This is a genomic window from Lysinibacillus capsici, from assembly GCF_020217405.1.
GTDB lineage: Bacteria > Bacillota > Bacilli > Bacillales_A > Planococcaceae > Lysinibacillus > Lysinibacillus capsici.
Map to the genome: position 1 here is coordinate 1,238,381 of NZ_CP084108.1, position 16,114 is coordinate 1,254,494.

Genomic DNA, 16,114 nt, shown 5'->3' on the forward strand with positions numbered 1-16,114 from the left:
GCTAATTACAATACCTTTGGGGGGTTAATTAAATGAAAAAACGTAAATTTGGTTTAGTATTAACATCAGTATTAGCGGCAAGTGCTATTTTAGGTGCTTGTGGTACGAAAGACGACGAAAAGCCAGCGAAAGAAAATGACAATGCTTCAGGTGGCGAAAGCACAGAAGAAGCTTTCTCAGTAGCGATGGTTACTGACGTAGGTGGCGTTGATGACAAATCATTCAACCAATCTGCATGGGAAGGTGTACAAGCTTACGGTAAAGAGCACGATTTATCAAAGGGTGATGGTGGTTTTGACTACCTACAATCAGCTTCAGATGCTGACTATGAAACAAACTTAAACAACTTAATTCGTCGTGACTTTAACTTAGTATTTGGTATCGGATTCATGATGGCTGATGCAATTGATGCAGTTGCTTCTGAAAATCCAGATAACCACTTTGCATTAATCGACGCTGAAGTAGAAGCAGACAACGTAGTAAACGTACTGTTCAAAGAGCAAGAAGGTGCTTTCTTAGCAGGTGTTGCTGCAGCGAAAACATCTAAAACAGGTAAAATCGGCTTCGTAGGCGGCGTTGATATTCCAGTTATTAACCGTTTCCACGCTGGTTTCGTTGAAGGGGCTAAAGCAGTAAACCCGGATATCGATATTCAAGTAAAATATACTGGTGCGTTTGATAAAGCAGATCTTGGTAAAATTACAGCGAACAGCATGTATTCTTCAGGTGTAGATGTAATCTTCCACGCTGCTGGAGCAACTGGTAACGGTGTATTCTCTGAAGCAAAAGAGCGTAAAGCGAAAGATCCAAATGCTGATGTATGGGTTATCGGTGTAGATGCTGACCAATACGAAGAAGGTAAAGTAGACGATAAAACAAACGTTACATTAACTTCTATGTTAAAAGGTGTTAATACAGCAGTAGTAGATATTTCAAATAGAGCGAAAAATGGTGATTTCCCAGGTGGAGAAACACTTGTTTACGGTTTAGCTGAAGATGGCGTTAAACTTGCGGATTCTCGCGGTGCGATTCCAGAAGATGTACAAAAAGTAATCGACGAATATAAAGAAAAAATTGCTAAGGGTGAAATCAAAGTTCCAGAAAAAGTGGAAAAATAATTCATCTTTTGATCATCATAAGGGACTCTTAGAAGGACCTTATGATGATTTTTCAATCTATCGTTATATTTAGATTATTCGCAATACTCTATTTAGCTAGATTTATAGGAACCTTATAGAGGTAGTAATTATGATTTGAATAATGATGGTAACAAGTTAATAGAAGAAAGGTTTCTAACGATGACCTTTCCTGTATTAATTTAGCAAAACATCTACCTCTATAGGTGGGATATTAAATCGGTAATAAAATATAGCCTCTAGTAGAAAATTTATTACTGGACGTATGGCTTATCTGTACCATCCATCATGTAGCAGCAGATACTATACGCTAAGATGAAAATACTTAATAATAGTGCCTATTAAGGGAGTGACAAATTTGGATTATGTGATTGAAATGCTAGGAATCCGTAAAGAATTCGGTAATTTCGTGGCGAATAATAATATCACCCTCCAACTGAAACAAGGCGAGATTCATGCATTGCTAGGTGAAAATGGTGCAGGTAAATCGACTTTGATGAACGTCCTTTTTGGTTTGTATCAACCAGAGGGTGGCGAAATTCTTGTACGTGGGAAGGCTGTAAAAATTACAAACCCGAATATTGCCAATGATTTAGGGATTGGCATGGTGCATCAACATTTTATGTTGGTAGAAAACTTTACGGTAACAGAAAATATCATTTTAGGCACTGAGCCTACTAAAATGGGAATTGTGAATATAAAAGATGCGGCTAAGAAAGTACAAGCACTTTCTGAAAAGTATGGATTAGATGTTGATCCGAACGCCAAAATCGAGGATATCACGGTTGGTATGCAACAGCGTGTAGAAATATTAAAAACATTGTATCGTGGTGCCGAAATTTTAATTTTTGATGAACCAACTGCATCATTAACACCGCAAGAAATTACCGAATTAATTCAAATAATGCGCCGTCTTATCGCAGAGGGTAAATCCATTATTTTAATTACGCATAAGCTAAAAGAAATTATGGAAGTGTCAGACCGAGTGACGATTATCCGTAAGGGAGAAGGGATTGGCACTGTTGTAACCGCTGCCACAAATCCTGATCAGCTTGCTGAAATGATGGTTGGACGTCAAGTTGAATTTAAAACGGAAAAAACGGAGGCGACACCGACTGAAGAAGTGCTTTCGATTGAGAACTTGTTTGTTACAGACTATCGAAATATTGATAAAGTTAAAGGTCTTAATTTAAATGTTCGTAAAGGTGAAATCGTAGGTATTGCTGGTATTGATGGTAATGGTCAATCCGAGTTAATAGAAGCCATTACAGGTCTACGCAAAATTAAAAGTGGTAAAGTCAAGCTGAATGGTAAAGATATTACTAACATGAAGCCTCGTAAAATTACAGAGGAAGGCGTAGGACATATTCCACAAGACCGTCATAAGCATGGATTAGTTTTAGATTTCCCAATTGGGCATAATATTGCATTACAAACTTATTACCAATCTCCAATAGCGAAGGGCTTTGTGATGGACTATAAAAAGGTGTCAGAGAAAGCTCGCCAAATCATTAAAGAGTATGATGTGCGTACTGGTAATGGGGAGATGACACCAGCTCGTGCATTATCTGGTGGTAACCAACAAAAAGCAATTATTGGTCGTGAAATTGACCGTAACCCTGATCTATTAATTGCTGCTCTACCAACACGTGGACTTGACGTAGGAGCTATTGAATTCATTCATTCTCGTATAATTGAGCAACGTGATAAAGGGAAAGCCGTTTTGTTAATCTCATTTGAATTAGATGAGGTGATGAATGTTTCGGATCGAATTGCTGTTATCTATGATGGACAAATTGTCGATGAGTTAAATCCGAAAGAAACGACTGAACAAGAGCTAGGCTTACTAATGGCAGGACAAAGAAAAAAAAATATAAAGCGTGATGCGAAGGAGGGGAACGACTAATGTCAAATCGTGTCATTAATATCCTCGTTCCTATCATCTCTATCATTATCGGTTTAATTGTAGGGGCTATCGTGATGGTAGTCAGTGGCTATGACCCAGTGCAAGGTTATATCGCTCTTTGGACAGGTATTTTTGGAGATTCATATTCAATCGGGAACACAATTCGTCAAATTACACCATATATTTTAGCAGGTCTTGCGGTAGCATTTGCATTCCGTACAGGGCTCTTCAATATCGGTGTGGAAGGTCAGCTAATTTTAGGTTGGTTAGCCGCTGCTTGGGTAGGTTATGCGTTTGAACTTCCTAAAATCATTCACTTACCATTAGCATTGCTTGCGGCAGCTGCTGCAGGTGCATTTTGGGCCTTTATTGCAGGTTTCTTAAAAGCGAAATTTAAAGTTCACGAAGTTATTGCGACAATTATGCTGAATTACACTGCACTTTATATTGCAAATGCAGTGATTAAAAAATTGTCCGATGGCAGCTTTAAAACAGAACGTATCCACGAGTCAGCTTCTTTACGTTCTCCGTTTTTAAGAGAGCTTACAGACAATTCAAGTCTTCACTATGGGATCATTGTTGCACTTTTAATGGTAGTTGTGATGTGGTTCATTTTAGAAAAAACAACACGTGGCTACGAGCTAAAAGCAGTAGGTTTTAACAAAAATGCTGCTGACTATGCAGGTATGAGTGTCAATAAAAATATTATTTTAGCTATGACGATTTCTGGTATGTTCGCAGGCCTTGGTGGTGCGATGGAAGCTTTAGGGACATTCCAAAACGCATCCATTAAACCTGGCTTTACGGGAATTGGTTTTGACGGTATCGCCGTTGCGCTACTTGGTGCCAATACACCACTTGGGGTAGTGTTTGGAGCATCCCTTTTTGGTTCTTTAAAATATGGTGCATTAAATATGCCAAATGCTGCGGGTATTCCAGAAGAAATTGTATCCATTATTATTGCGTTGATTATCTTCTTCGTTGCATCAGGCTATATTATTCGAGTAGGCTTACAAAAGCTGAGCAAGAAAAAGGAGGGACAATAACATGAGCTTTTTAGAAATGTTATATTTCATCATCCCTTCAGCGATTCTTTATGCAACACCTTTGATTTTTACGGCCATCGGTGGGGTATTCTCTGAACGCTCTGGTGTTGTCAACATCGGGCTAGAAGGCTTAATGATTGTCGGTGCTTTTGTTGGTATTTTTGTCAATTTAGAATTCGCTTCATCATTAGGGGCAGCAACAGTTTGGGTGGCAATGCTAGCAGCTGTTGTGATTGGTGCTGTGTTCTCACTTTTCCATGCTGTAGCTTCTATTTCTTTCCGTGCCGATCAAACGGTATCAGGGGTAGCTATTAATTTACTTGGTTTAGCTGCAACCGTATTCTTAGTAAAAATGATTTATGATAAAGGTCAAACAGATATGATTGACCAACCAATTCGTCGTTTTGGTGTCCCTTACTTAGAGGATATTCCGTTCTTCGGTCGTTTACTGTTCCATGATGTTTACAGTACATCAATTTTAGCTTTTGCTATAGCATTCGGAGCATGGTTTATCATTTATAAAACGCCATTCGGCTTGCGTTTGCGTGCTGTGGGTGAACATCCAATGGCAGCAGATACAATGGGTATAAATGTAAATAAAATGCGCTATATTGCTGTGATGATTTCTGGGGCATTAGGTGGTCTTGGTGGTGCAGTGTATGCACAAACAATTACACACGACTTCTCACACGCAACAATTGCTGGTCAAGGTTTCATGGCTATTGCCGCAATGATTTTCGGGAAGTGGCATCCAATTGGAGCACTAGGTGCAGCCCTATTCTTCGGTTTAGCACAAACATTAAGTATTGCAGGAAATCAAATTCCGCTAATCGAGAATGTTCCAGCAGTTTATCTACAAATTTTACCGTATGTGTTAACAATTCTTGCTTTAGCAGGCTTTATTGGTAAAGCAAATGCACCAAAAGCGAGTGGACAGCCTTATATTAAAGGTAAACGCTAAGAAAAGCATTTTAAGGACTGGGCAAGCTATGCTCAGTCCTTTTTCTATATAATTGGCGTAATTTTTAATTTTTCCCATACATACTTTGGATTCCTTTTGCAATTATAGACAATAGACATGTATAGTATGTGTAGTACATCGTTATATTAAGAAGGATAGGAGGGTTTCATATGTTTAAAACAATACCTTTTGCAAAAGGTGTCAATTTGCATATCCGACAAACGACCCAATTTAAAACCGTAAATTTTTCAATTAAATGGAGAAGAGCATTAACGGCTAAAAGTGCATCAGAGCGTACAGTGTTAACAAATGTACTGCAGCACAGTAATGCTAAATATAAGACAACTGCTGCTTTTCGAAGCTTTTTAGATGACTTGTATGGTACAGTTTTGTATTTTGATACATCGAAGCGTGGAAATGAGCATACAGTTCTTATGAATGTAGAGACTGTTAATGATCATTATCTAGCGAATACGAGTGTCTTAAACGAAGTCCTTGGTTTATTGCATACAGCTATTTTTGAGCCTAATCTAGAAAATGGTGTCTTTAAGGAATCCGTTGTTGAGCGTGAGAAAAAGACAGTTATTCAACGTATTGAATCTATTTTTGATGATAAATCTCGCTTTGCTCAATTCCGTCTACAACAAATCCTGAGACCAAATGAGCCAGCATCAATTTCAGCGAATGGTAGTGTCGAAGAAATTCAAAAGATTACCCCTTCCTCATTATTTGAGGCTTATCAATCGATGCTAGCTAACGACAAAATCGATATTTATGTAGCTGGAGACATTAATGAAGAGGAAATGGTTGAGAAATTAAAAAAAGCGCTACCATTTAATGATCGTACTCCTGAGAAAGTACCAGCAGTACTCCCACAACAACATCCAGACAATGATTATGTAAGAGAACAGCATGAAATGAAACAAGGTAAACTTCATATTGGCTTTAGTACACCTGTTAGATTTGGTGATGCAGATTTCTCTAAGATGCAAATTTTTAATGGCATTTTTGGTGGATATCCACATGCCAAGTTGTTTATGAATGTTCGCGAAAAAGAGAGTCTTGCTTATTATGCTTCTAGTTCCTACGCTTCGCATTACGGACTTTTATTTGTTGTATCTGGGATTGAAGCTAAAAATGAAGCAAAAGCGCTATCTTTAATTAAAGAACAACTTGCTGTCATGCAGGCTGGAGACATTACAGATTTAGAGCTGGAGCAAACAAAGGCTATGCTGACGAATCAGCTAAAAGAATCCTTAGATTCGGCACGAGGTCAAATTGAAATTTTTGATCAATATAAGGATTTACCTGAGGAATTCTCAGTTCAAGCCTGGGCAAATAAGTGGAAAGCTGTGACAAAAGAAGATGTTGTTGCAATGGCAAAGCAAGTGCAGCTTGAAGCGGTCTATTTCTTATGTGGAAAGGAGCAAGCCGCACAATGAAAACAATAGAATTTAAACAATTAGATGAAATACTTTATTATGAAAAACTAGACAATGGCTTAGATGTTTATATATTGCCGAAAAAAGGCTTTTCCAAAACATTTGTTACATTTACAACAAAGTACGGCTCTGTCGATCGTACGTTCGTGCCAATTGGTGAAACAGAAAGTATTACTGTACCAGATGGTATTGCACACTTTTTAGAGCATAAAATGTTCGAAAAAGAGGATGGAGATGTTTTCCAAAAATTTAGCGAATATGGTGCTTCTGCGAATGCATTTACATCGTTTACGCGTACAGCTTATTTATTTTCATCTACTGACAATATTTATAAAAGTACAGAAACTTTATTGAATTTTGTCCAAGAACCATACTTTACAGAAGCTACTGTCAATAAAGAAAAAGGAATTATTGGGCAAGAAATTACAATGTATGATGATCAACCAGACTGGCGTCTATACTTTGGCACAATCGAAAATATGTATCATCATCATCCTGTAAAAATTGATATCGCTGGTACAATAGAATCGATTGATGGCATTACAGCGGAGCATTTATATACGTGCTACAATACGTTTTATCACCCTTCGAATATGTTGTTATTTGTGATTGGTGCTGTTGAACCAGAAGAAATGATGACGTTTATTCGTGAGAATCAGGGTAAAAAAGAATTCCCAGAACCAACGCCAATTCAACGTTTCTTTGATATAGAACCAACAGAGGTAGCCATTAAAGAACGTACATTAAATATGGATGTTCAAAAACCAAAAATTTATGTAGGTTTAAAAGCGAAAGACACTAATTTATCAGGTCAGGACATGTTAAAGCATGAGTTGTCGGTTCAAATTGCACTTGAACTTATTTTTGGACGTACCTCTGATTTTTATGAACGTGTTTACGAGGAAGGTTTAATTGATGAGACATATGCTTTTGATTTTACTTTAGAAAATGGCTTTGGGTTTGCCATGATCGGATCAGATTCAGCAGAGCCTGATAAATTGGCAAAAACAATTATGGATGAACTAGCAAAATATGAAGGAAATAGTCAATTTGATCGTGCTGGTTTGGATCGTATAAAACGCAAAAAAATTGGGTTCTTCCTACGTGCACTAAATTCAATCGAGTTTATCGCAAACCAATTTACACGATATTCCTTTAATGACATGAATTTATTTGATGTAGTACCAGTACTTGAGACATTAACCGTGGAGGATTTACAAAAAGCATTTGCTTCTATCCAAGGTGAAACGCAGCAAACAGTCTTTAAAATTCTGCCAAGTAAGCAGGATGCACAGTGAAAAAATTTGCCCTTGTTTTAGGTGCATCAGGTGATATCGGTCATGCCATTTGTCAACTCTTAGCTGAGGACGGCTGGTCCATCTATGTCCATTATTCAAACAATCAAAATGCGGCACAGAGGTTATGTGAAAGGCTTTCCGAAAATTTCCCTGCACAAGAATTTATGCTTGTACAGGGCGATTTTTCAATCGTTAATGGAGCAGAAATGGTAGCCGCACAAATTTTTAATGTGCAGGCTATTGTTTTTGCCAATGGACAAGCCCATTATTCATTGCTTGAAGATACGACAGTGGAGGATATGGATGCTTTATGGCGGGTTCATGTTCAAAATCCTATGAGATTGACAGCTTTACTTTCTGGTAAACTTCGCAAGCATGAAGTAAGCTATGTACTATTTATAGGTTCCATTTGGGGAGAGGCTGGCTCAGCTGGAGAGGCACTTTATGCAACTGTTAAGGGTGCGCAACATGCTTTTGTCAAATCCTATGCAAAAGAAGCGGCATTATCTCGGATTAGAGTAAATGCTATTGCTCCTGGCTTTATAAATACCTCAATGAACAGCCATCTAAATCAAGAAGAGCTTCAATACATTTTGGACGATATCCCACTAGGCTCCATTGGACAAACAAAGGATGTGGCTGAAATGGTACGTTTTTATTTGTCTGGTAAAGCTGATTATGTGACAGGACAAATCGTACGATTAAATGGCGGTTGGTACATATAATAATCTCTTTTGCACATACTACTTGTGTAAAGGAGGAGGAAGAATATGACCATTTTAGAAAACTGGCAAAAATGGACATCGTTTTTAGGACAAAACGTCATGCAAGCTGAATCAAGCGGTATGCCGAAGAAAATGATTCAAACGGCTGCTGTCCAAATTGGGGAATATTTGGCGACTAATGTCGATCCTAAAAACGAACAAGAGCGAGTGCTGTCGGATTTATGGGGCGTTGCCTCTGAAGATGAAAAACATGCATTAGCGAATTGTGTCATTAAGCTCGTACAAAATAAGCATGTGCAGTAAATAAAAGAGGAGAGCCAATCTCCTCTTTTTGCTATACTATAAACTTTTTATCTGTGAAAACGGGAACGTATGTAAGCCTATTTAACAGTCATCAAAAAAAATTAGTAAATAACGCTGTAATTCCATGTATTCTAACTTTCCATTACATAAAAAATCAGCTATGATGGAACTTATAAAGGATTTTTTACGTTAACTAATAGGAAGGGAACGAGTGTGTTGAGCGATTGGTACTTTGAATATGAAATTCAGGTGAATCGCCCTGGATTATTAGGAGATATTGCTTCACTTTTAGGGATGCTTCGTGTCAATATTATATCAATAAATGGTGTAGATGAGGATCGACGTGGTATGTTAGTGCATACAGACAATGATGAGGCAATTGAGCGTTTTCGTACAATTGTTTCGACAATGGAACATATTAACGTAACCAAATTTCGACAACCAAAACTTCGTGACCGTTTAGCCATTAGGCATGGTCGTTATATTCCTCGAGATGCAGATGAAAAAAACACATTCCATTTCGTAAGAGATGAACTAGGTATTTTAGTCGACTTTATGGCAGAGCTCTTTAAGAAAGAGGGTCATAAGCTGATTGGTATTCGTGGCATGCCACGTGTTGGAAAAACTGAATCCATAGTAGCCGCCAGTGTCTGTGCCAATAAAAAATGGATCTTTTTATCATCTACAATGATTAAGCAAACGGTTCGTAATAAGCTTGTGGGAGATGAATTTAGTCGGAACAATATTTTTATTCTAGATGGTATTGTGACTCGACGTTCATCCGATGAGAAACATTTGCAATTAGTGCGTGAAATGATGAATATGCCTTGTATCAAAGTTGTAGAGCATCCAGATATGTTTGTTCAGCATTCCGAATATAAAATAGAGGATTTTGACTATATTATTGAACTACGTCATCACACTGATGAAGAAATTACTTATGAAATAATGGAGAAAAATCATATGTCCGAATCCGATTCTTTTGGAGGATTTAATTTTTAATTTGATGTTAAAGTAGGTGTTATTAGTGGCAGAATTAGGGACTCGACTGAAAGAGGCGAGACTGTCTAAAGGCTACAGTTTAGACGATTTACAAGAAATAACGAAAATCCAAAAACGTTATTTAATAGGAATTGAAGAGGGCAATTATTCCATTATGCCTGGTTCGTTTTATGTACGAGCTTTTATTAAACAATATGCAGAAGCTGTTGGTTTGGACGCGGAAGAAATTTTAGAGACATATAAAAATGAACTACCGAGCACTCCAAACGATCAAGTAAGTCAATCAATAACGAATAGCCCTAGCAGAAGAAAAGTAACGAAAGGCCCTTCGAATAAAATGATGGAGGCTATGCCCAAAATCATTGTTGCTTTATTTATTGTAGTGATTATTGTGGTTATATGGGTGCTATGGCAATCAAAAAACAGTCCAGGGACAAGCGAGGAAAACAATTCTACTCCTGAAATTGAATATGACACAAATGTCAATCCAATTGATAGTGAGAAGGATAAAAAGGAACAAGAAAATAAAGATGCACAGAAAAATGATAAAGAAGATAAAAATTCTACAACACCAACTGATGAAGATGACACGGATCAAACAGAAGAGATGAAGCAAACAATTTCCGCAGGTGCTGTTGAAGCAGATGGTGCGACAACATCTTATACGTTAACAGGTACGGATACAATGAAACTGAAAATCGAAGTATCAGGCCCAACATTTGTTGGTATTCGCAATCAACAGCAACAAGAAATATTAACAGATACACGCGTCTACAATGCTGGGGAAGTAGTTGAATTTGACGCTTCAACACAAAACTATGTTCGTATTCGTCTCGGTAATTCAACGCAAGCTAAAATCTATATTAATGACGAACTTTTAACGTATGCACAACAAATTGTAACGCAAAATATCGTCATCAATTTCAATAAAGAACAGTAGTCATCACATGATGACTACTTTCTTTCATCATGAAAGGTGTTAGAAAAATGAACATTCCAAATAAAATTACCATCTCTCGAATCTTGCTTATTCCATTCTTTGTCATTGTTATGATGTTTGATTTTGGCTGGGGAACATTATCACTTTTTGGTGCAGAGATGCCAATCCATCATTTTATAGGTGCACTTATTTTTATCTTTGCTTCAACAACCGATTGGGTGGATGGTTATTACGCACGTAAGTATAATCTTGTAACGACATTTGGGAAATTTTTAGATCCCTTAGCTGACAAGTTACTTGTCTCAGCAGCCTTTATTTTAATGGTCGAGCTTAAGATGGCACCTGCCTGGGTAATTATCATTATTATTAGTCGTGAATTTGCTGTAACGGGTTTACGTTTGATTTTGGCAGGTGGAGGAGAAGTCGTAGCTGCCAATCAGCTTGGTAAAATTAAAACTTGGGCACAAATTGTAGCGATTGCTGCTGCTCTTTTACACAATACAATCTTTACATTGGTTGGTATTCCATTTGATACAATCATGCTCTATGTTGCATTGTTCTTTACACTTTGGTCAGGGTGGGATTATTTCTATCTAAATCGACGTGTATTACTTGAGTCTAAATAAGAAAGGTCTTGGGGTTCATGAATGCTGAAATTCTTGCGGTTGGCTCAGAACTATTATTAGGTCAAATTACAAATACAAATGCGAGATTTATCTCAAGCCAGCTATCCGAGCTTGGCATCAACGTTTTTTATCATACCGTAGTAGGCGATAATGCAAAGCGATTAGAACAAGCGATCGAAGTGGCAGAGTCTCGTGCAGATCTCATTATTTTTTCGGGAGGACTTGGTCCAACAAAAGATGATTTAACGAAGGAAACGATTGCACGTCATCTTGGTGTTTCTCTTGAGTTTGATGAAGTAGCATTGACGTATATTGAGCAATTTTTTGCTAAACGAGGACGTCCAATGACGGAAAATAACCGTAAACAGGCATTAATTTTAGCTGGGAGTGAAGTATTAGCTAATCACCATGGAATGGCTCCAGGTATGATCTTCACAAAAAATGATCGCACTTATATGTTATTACCAGGACCTCCAAAAGAGTTAGAACCAATGTTTCAATTTGAGGCTAAACCTAAACTTGCTGCGATGCTTAATGATGGAGGGATCATTGCATCACATGTTATGCGATTTTATGGAATTGGTGAGGCCGAGCTTGAAGTACAAGTTCAAAATATTTTAGATGCACAAACCAATCCAACAGTTGCTCCACTTGCTTCTGATGGTGAGGTAACGTTACGCGTAACAGCTAAAGCAGCAACAGAGCAGCAAGCTAGGCAGCTTATTAAGGCAAAGGTTGCAGAAATCCAAGCCCTTGTTGGTGATTATCAATATGGTATAGATGATGATTCCCTTGCCTCAAAAACGGTAGAAATGCTACTGGATAATGAGCTAACAATTGCGGCTGCAGAAAGTTTAACTGCTGGTTTATTTCAATCTGAGCTTGCGGAAATTCCTGGGGTAGGCAATGCGCTTATAGGAGGCGTTGTTACCTATGCAGCAGATGCGAAAGTAAAACAGCTAGGCATTTCACAAGAATTAATTGATACACATGGTGTTGTGAGTGCTGAATGTGCAGCGGCAATGGCAAGTGCTGTTCGTGAGAAATTTGCTACAAATATTGGGATTGGCCTTACAGGAGAAGCAGGTCCCACTGCGCATGATCATCAGCCAGTAGGTACGGTTTGGATTGGTATTGCCATAAATGATGAGGAGCCGCTTACATATTTACTTCATTTATCAGGCATGCGTAATACGAATCGACTCCGTGCGGTGAAATTTACATGCCATTATTTAATGCAGCTTTTAGAAGAACGTGGCTACACAAAACGTTATTAAAATAGAGTAAAACATAGGAATTTGGGTAGAGGAAAACTATCCAAATTTTTATTTTGAAGAAAAAACGAATAAATGTTCGCTTTTTTCTTGCGCGTTTTCTCAAAAACAAGTATAGTAGAGATAGATAAAAACAGTGAACAGTTTTCGAAGGAGGAAAATGAATGAGTGATCGTAAAGCAGCCTTAGAACAGGCTCTAAAACAAATTGAGAAGAATTTTGGTAAAGGTTCCATCATGAAACTTGGTGAAAAAACCGATTTAGAAATTGCAACATCTTCAAGTGGGTCACTAGCACTTGATGCTGCATTAGGAGTGGGTGGATATCCACGTGGACGTATTATTGAAGTATACGGTCCCGAATCGTCTGGTAAAACAACAGTTGCTCTACATGCCATTGCTGAAGTACAGGCATCAGGTGGACAAGCAGCATTTATCGATGCGGAGCATGCATTAGATCCAATCTATGCTCAAAAATTAGGTGTGAATATTGATGAGCTATTATTATCACAGCCCGACACAGGTGAGCAAGCACTTGAAATTGCAGAAGCATTAGTGCGTAGTGGAGCTATTGATATTATCGTTATTGACTCGGTTGCTGCCTTAGTGCCAAAAGCAGAAATTGAAGGGGATATGGGTGACTCTCATGTCGGCTTACAAGCTCGTCTAATGTCTCAAGCTTTACGTAAACTTTCAGGTGCGATTAATAAATCAAAAACGATTGCTATTTTCATTAACCAAATTCGTGAAAAAATTGGTGTCATGTTTGGTAATCCAGAAACAACACCAGGTGGACGTGCGCTTAAATTCTACAGCTCTGTCCGTTTAGAAGTGCGTCGTGCAGAAGCTATTAAGCAAGGTAATGATATTGTTGGTAACCGTACTAAAATTAAAATTGTAAAAAATAAAGTAGCACCACCTTTCCGTACAGCTGAAGTAGATATTATGTATGGAGAAGGGATTTCTAAAGAAGGCGAGACAGTCGATTTAGGCGTGGAATTAGACATTGTGCAAAAAAGCGGTTCTTGGTATGCATATGGCGATGAGCGCTTAGGTCAAGGACGAGAAAATGCTAAACAGTATTTAAAAGAAAATACTGCTGTCCTAGAAGACATAGCAAATAAAATCCGAGCTTCTTATGGTATTGCGGCTTCTTCTTATACAATTGCTGCCCATGATGATGAAGAAGAGATGGATGAAGAATTAATGTTACTTCTGGAAGAAGAATAATTAATGATTGCATTGTTCCCACTTTATTGAGGGGGCAATGCATTTTTTTGTCTATATTCTTAAATTTTTACACATAATAAGAGAGAGGCTATGTGTTTATTTCTTATGTACTGTTTTTTTATTAATTGTATTGAACATGAAAAAGTTTCTAGTGAAATAGTAATAGGGAAAAAATTCACTGAATGGATAGGACTTACTTTTTTTGGCTTAGATGGCGAACAGACGCCTGACTATCCTTGACAGAGCTTGAGGCTAGCTATACAATTAAATATGTATAATTTCTGAATTATGACTTTAAATAGGCAGTACATTTTATCCTCATTTAGCAAATGTTTTATAGTGAAATATCCTTTAAAATGGATGTCTAAACGCCTACTGGATGAAGATAATGCCTTTGGCCAATGAAACGGGTTTTGCATAAATTCTCCCAAAATCTGGTGCATTTTAGCTAAGGCGACATAGATGTATGCGCCGACTGAAACTGTAATACCCAAATAGCAAGAGGAGGTGTTCATATGGATGGAATTACTATCATCTCCGCTTTGCTTGGACTCATCGTTGGTGCCGCTGTTAGCTATATCTACATGAAAAAAGTGAATGACTCAAAAATCACTGGTGCTAAACATGTCGCTGAAACAATCGTTGAAGAAGGAAAACGAGAAGCGGAGGCAATGAAGAAAGAAGCACTACTTGAAGCCAAAGATGAAACTCACAAATTTCGTACTGAAGCTGAAAATGACATTCGTGAACGTCGTTTAGAACTTCAAAAACAAGAGAACCGTTTATTGCAAAGAGAAGAGAATCTTGATCGCAAAGATGATGCTCTAAATAAGAGAGAAGCTGGCTTAGAGCGCAAAGAACAAGCTCTAGCTGAAAGACAACAGCATATTGAACAGATGGAGAGCAAAGTGGACGAGCTCATGGCATCACAAAAAACAGAGCTAGAACGTATTTCTGCTTTAACTAGGGATGAAGCTAAATCAATTATCCTTAATGAAGTAGAAAAAGAGTTATCAACTGATATTGCTGTGATGACGAAAGAAGCTGAAACACGTGCGAAAGAAGACTCGGATAAAAAAGCACGTGAAATTTTATCATTAGCACTACAACGCTTTGCTGCAGATCACGTAGCAGAAACAACTGTATCTGTTGTGAACTTGCCAAATGATGAAATGAAGGGACGTATTATTGGTCGTGAAGGCCGTAATATCCGTACATTGGAAACGTTAACAGGAATTGATTTAATTATTGATGATACGCCAGAAGCGGTTATATTATCAGGCTTTGATCCAATTCGCCGTGAAACAGCTCGACTTGCACTTGAAAAACTTGTACAGGATGGTCGTATTCACCCAGCTCGTATTGAGGAAATGGTGGAAAAAGCTCGACGTGAAGTGGATGAACAAATCCGCGAAACAGGTGAGCAAACTACATTTGAAATTGGTATTCATAACTTACATCCAGATTTAATGAAAATTTTAGGCCGCATGAAATATCGTACAAGCTATGGACAAAATGTTCTAAAACATTCAATTGAAGTCGCTCATTTAGCAGGATTACTTGCTGCTGAACTTGGTGAAGATGTGGCATTGGCTCGTCGTGCAGGCTTATTACATGATATTGGAAAAGCAATCGATCATGAAGTTGAAGGAAGCCACGTTGAAATTGGTGTGGAATTAGCAACAAAGTATAAGGAACACCCAGTTGTCATTAATAGTATTGCTTCGCATCATGGTGATACTGAAGCAACATCTGTTATTGCGGTATTAGTCGCTGCAGCTGATGCATTATCAGCAGCTCGTCCAGGTGCACGTAGTGAAACACTTGAAAACTATATCCGCAGACTTGAAAAGTTAGAGGAAATTTCAGAAAGCTATGATGGCGTAGAAAAATCTTATGCGATTCAAGCTGGACGTGAAATTCGTATTATTGTACAACCTGAGAAAATTGATGATTTAGCATCTCATCGTCTTGCTCGTGATATTCGCAAACGTATTGAGGAAGAACTCGATTACCCAGGTCATATTAAAGTAACAGTTATTCGCGAAACACGTGCTGTGGAATACGCGAAATAAATAATAAAATAATAGGCATCCCTTGAAAAAAATCAGGGGATGCCTTTTTGTATGTGAAGAAAATTCGATGTGATCTACCGAGTAAGAATAAATGGATGATTCCAACAATATAGTATGGAATAAAGCATAGTGAACTAGCCTCAGCATGAAT

General features: G+C 37.9%; 14 protein-coding genes. All 14 read left to right on the forward strand.

What is annotated here, in order from left to right; genetic code table 11:
- Positions 1–32: 32 nt before the first annotated feature.
- Complete coding sequence (locus LCP48_RS05820; RefSeq protein WP_004224948.1) at positions 33–1,118, forward strand: BMP family lipoprotein; 1,086 nt, start codon at positions 33–35, stop codon at positions 1,116–1,118.
- Between the two features lie 376 nt (positions 1,119–1,494).
- A complete protein-coding gene (locus tag LCP48_RS05825; protein WP_009371165.1) occupies positions 1,495–3,042 on the forward strand; it encodes an ABC transporter ATP-binding protein in 1,548 nt (515 codons plus the stop codon).
- Positions 3,042–4,088: an ABC transporter permease gene (locus LCP48_RS05830; protein ID WP_004224945.1), complete on the forward strand. Its 1,047-nt coding sequence runs from the start codon at positions 3,042–3,044 to the stop codon at positions 4,086–4,088. Before LCP48_RS05825 ends, LCP48_RS05830 begins: the two co-directional genes overlap by 1 nt.
- A 1-nt stretch (position 4,089) precedes the next feature.
- Positions 4,090–5,049 carry an ABC transporter permease gene (locus LCP48_RS05835; RefSeq protein WP_004224944.1) on the forward strand — a complete coding sequence of 320 codons (960 nt, stop codon included), beginning with the start codon at positions 4,090–4,092 and terminating at the stop codon, positions 5,047–5,049.
- A gap of 170 nt (positions 5,050–5,219) precedes the next feature.
- Positions 5,220–6,491, forward strand: a complete 1,272-nt coding sequence (gene yfmF / locus LCP48_RS05840; RefSeq protein WP_216486713.1) for an EF-P 5-aminopentanol modification-associated protein YfmF — start codon at positions 5,220–5,222, stop codon at positions 6,489–6,491.
- On the forward strand, positions 6,488–7,789 hold the full coding sequence (gene yfmH, locus LCP48_RS05845; protein ID WP_004224941.1) for an EF-P 5-aminopentanol modification-associated protein YfmH: 1,302 nt from the start codon (positions 6,488–6,490) through the stop codon (positions 7,787–7,789). Before yfmF ends, yfmH begins: the two co-directional genes overlap by 4 nt.
- A complete protein-coding gene (gene ymfI, locus LCP48_RS05850) occupies positions 7,786–8,514 on the forward strand; it encodes an elongation factor P 5-aminopentanone reductase (RefSeq protein WP_004224940.1) in 729 nt (242 codons plus the stop codon). Before yfmH ends, ymfI begins: the two co-directional genes overlap by 4 nt.
- Before the next feature lie 45 nt (positions 8,515–8,559).
- Positions 8,560–8,817 carry a DUF3243 domain-containing protein gene (locus LCP48_RS05855; protein WP_004224939.1) on the forward strand — a complete coding sequence of 86 codons (258 nt, stop codon included), beginning with the start codon at positions 8,560–8,562 and terminating at the stop codon, positions 8,815–8,817.
- 216 nt (positions 8,818–9,033) lie between these two features.
- Positions 9,034–9,819, forward strand: a complete 786-nt coding sequence (locus LCP48_RS05860; RefSeq protein WP_026023397.1) for a DUF3388 domain-containing protein — start codon at positions 9,034–9,036, stop codon at positions 9,817–9,819.
- 16 nt (positions 9,820–9,835) lie between these two features.
- On the forward strand, positions 9,836–10,759 hold the full coding sequence (locus LCP48_RS05865) for a helix-turn-helix domain-containing protein (RefSeq protein WP_225340773.1): 924 nt from the start codon (positions 9,836–9,838) through the stop codon (positions 10,757–10,759).
- A gap of 47 nt (positions 10,760–10,806) precedes the next feature.
- Positions 10,807–11,385, forward strand: a complete 579-nt coding sequence (pgsA, locus tag LCP48_RS05870) for a CDP-diacylglycerol--glycerol-3-phosphate 3-phosphatidyltransferase (protein ID WP_004224936.1) — start codon at positions 10,807–10,809, stop codon at positions 11,383–11,385.
- A gap of 17 nt (positions 11,386–11,402) precedes the next feature.
- Complete coding sequence (locus tag LCP48_RS05875; RefSeq protein WP_004224935.1) at positions 11,403–12,662, forward strand: competence/damage-inducible protein A; 1,260 nt, start codon at positions 11,403–11,405, stop codon at positions 12,660–12,662.
- Positions 12,663–12,823: 161 nt separating this feature from the next.
- Positions 12,824–13,888, forward strand: coding sequence for a recombinase RecA (recA, locus tag LCP48_RS05880; protein WP_004224934.1), 1,065 nt, complete (start codon positions 12,824–12,826; stop codon positions 13,886–13,888).
- A gap of 515 nt (positions 13,889–14,403) precedes the next feature.
- A complete protein-coding gene (gene rny / locus LCP48_RS05885; RefSeq protein WP_004224930.1) occupies positions 14,404–15,963 on the forward strand; it encodes a ribonuclease Y in 1,560 nt (519 codons plus the stop codon).
- The last annotated feature ends 151 nt before the right edge of the window (positions 15,964–16,114 follow it).

Bases quoted from the DNA above. Each gene is read 5' to 3' on its own strand.
- yfmF (WP_216486713.1), top strand. From the start codon at position 5,220: ATGTTTAAAACAATACCTTTTGCAAAAGGTGTCAATTTGCATATCCGA.
- LCP48_RS05875 (WP_004224935.1), top strand. From the start codon at position 11,403: ATGAATGCTGAAATTCTTGCGGTTGGCTCAGAACTATTATTAGGTCAA.
- pgsA (WP_004224936.1), top strand. From the start codon at position 10,807: ATGAACATTCCAAATAAAATTACCATCTCTCGAATCTTGCTTATTCCA.
- recA (WP_004224934.1), top strand. From the start codon at position 12,824: ATGAGTGATCGTAAAGCAGCCTTAGAACAGGCTCTAAAACAAATTGAG.
- LCP48_RS05820 (WP_004224948.1), top strand. From the start codon at position 33: ATGAAAAAACGTAAATTTGGTTTAGTATTAACATCAGTATTAGCGGCA.
- LCP48_RS05855 (WP_004224939.1), top strand. From the start codon at position 8,560: ATGACCATTTTAGAAAACTGGCAAAAATGGACATCGTTTTTAGGACAA.
- LCP48_RS05835 (WP_004224944.1), top strand. From the start codon at position 4,090: ATGAGCTTTTTAGAAATGTTATATTTCATCATCCCTTCAGCGATTCTT.
- yfmH (WP_004224941.1), top strand. From the start codon at position 6,488: ATGAAAACAATAGAATTTAAACAATTAGATGAAATACTTTATTATGAA.
- rny (WP_004224930.1), top strand. From the start codon at position 14,404: ATGGATGGAATTACTATCATCTCCGCTTTGCTTGGACTCATCGTTGGT.
- LCP48_RS05830 (WP_004224945.1), top strand. From the start codon at position 3,042: ATGTCAAATCGTGTCATTAATATCCTCGTTCCTATCATCTCTATCATT.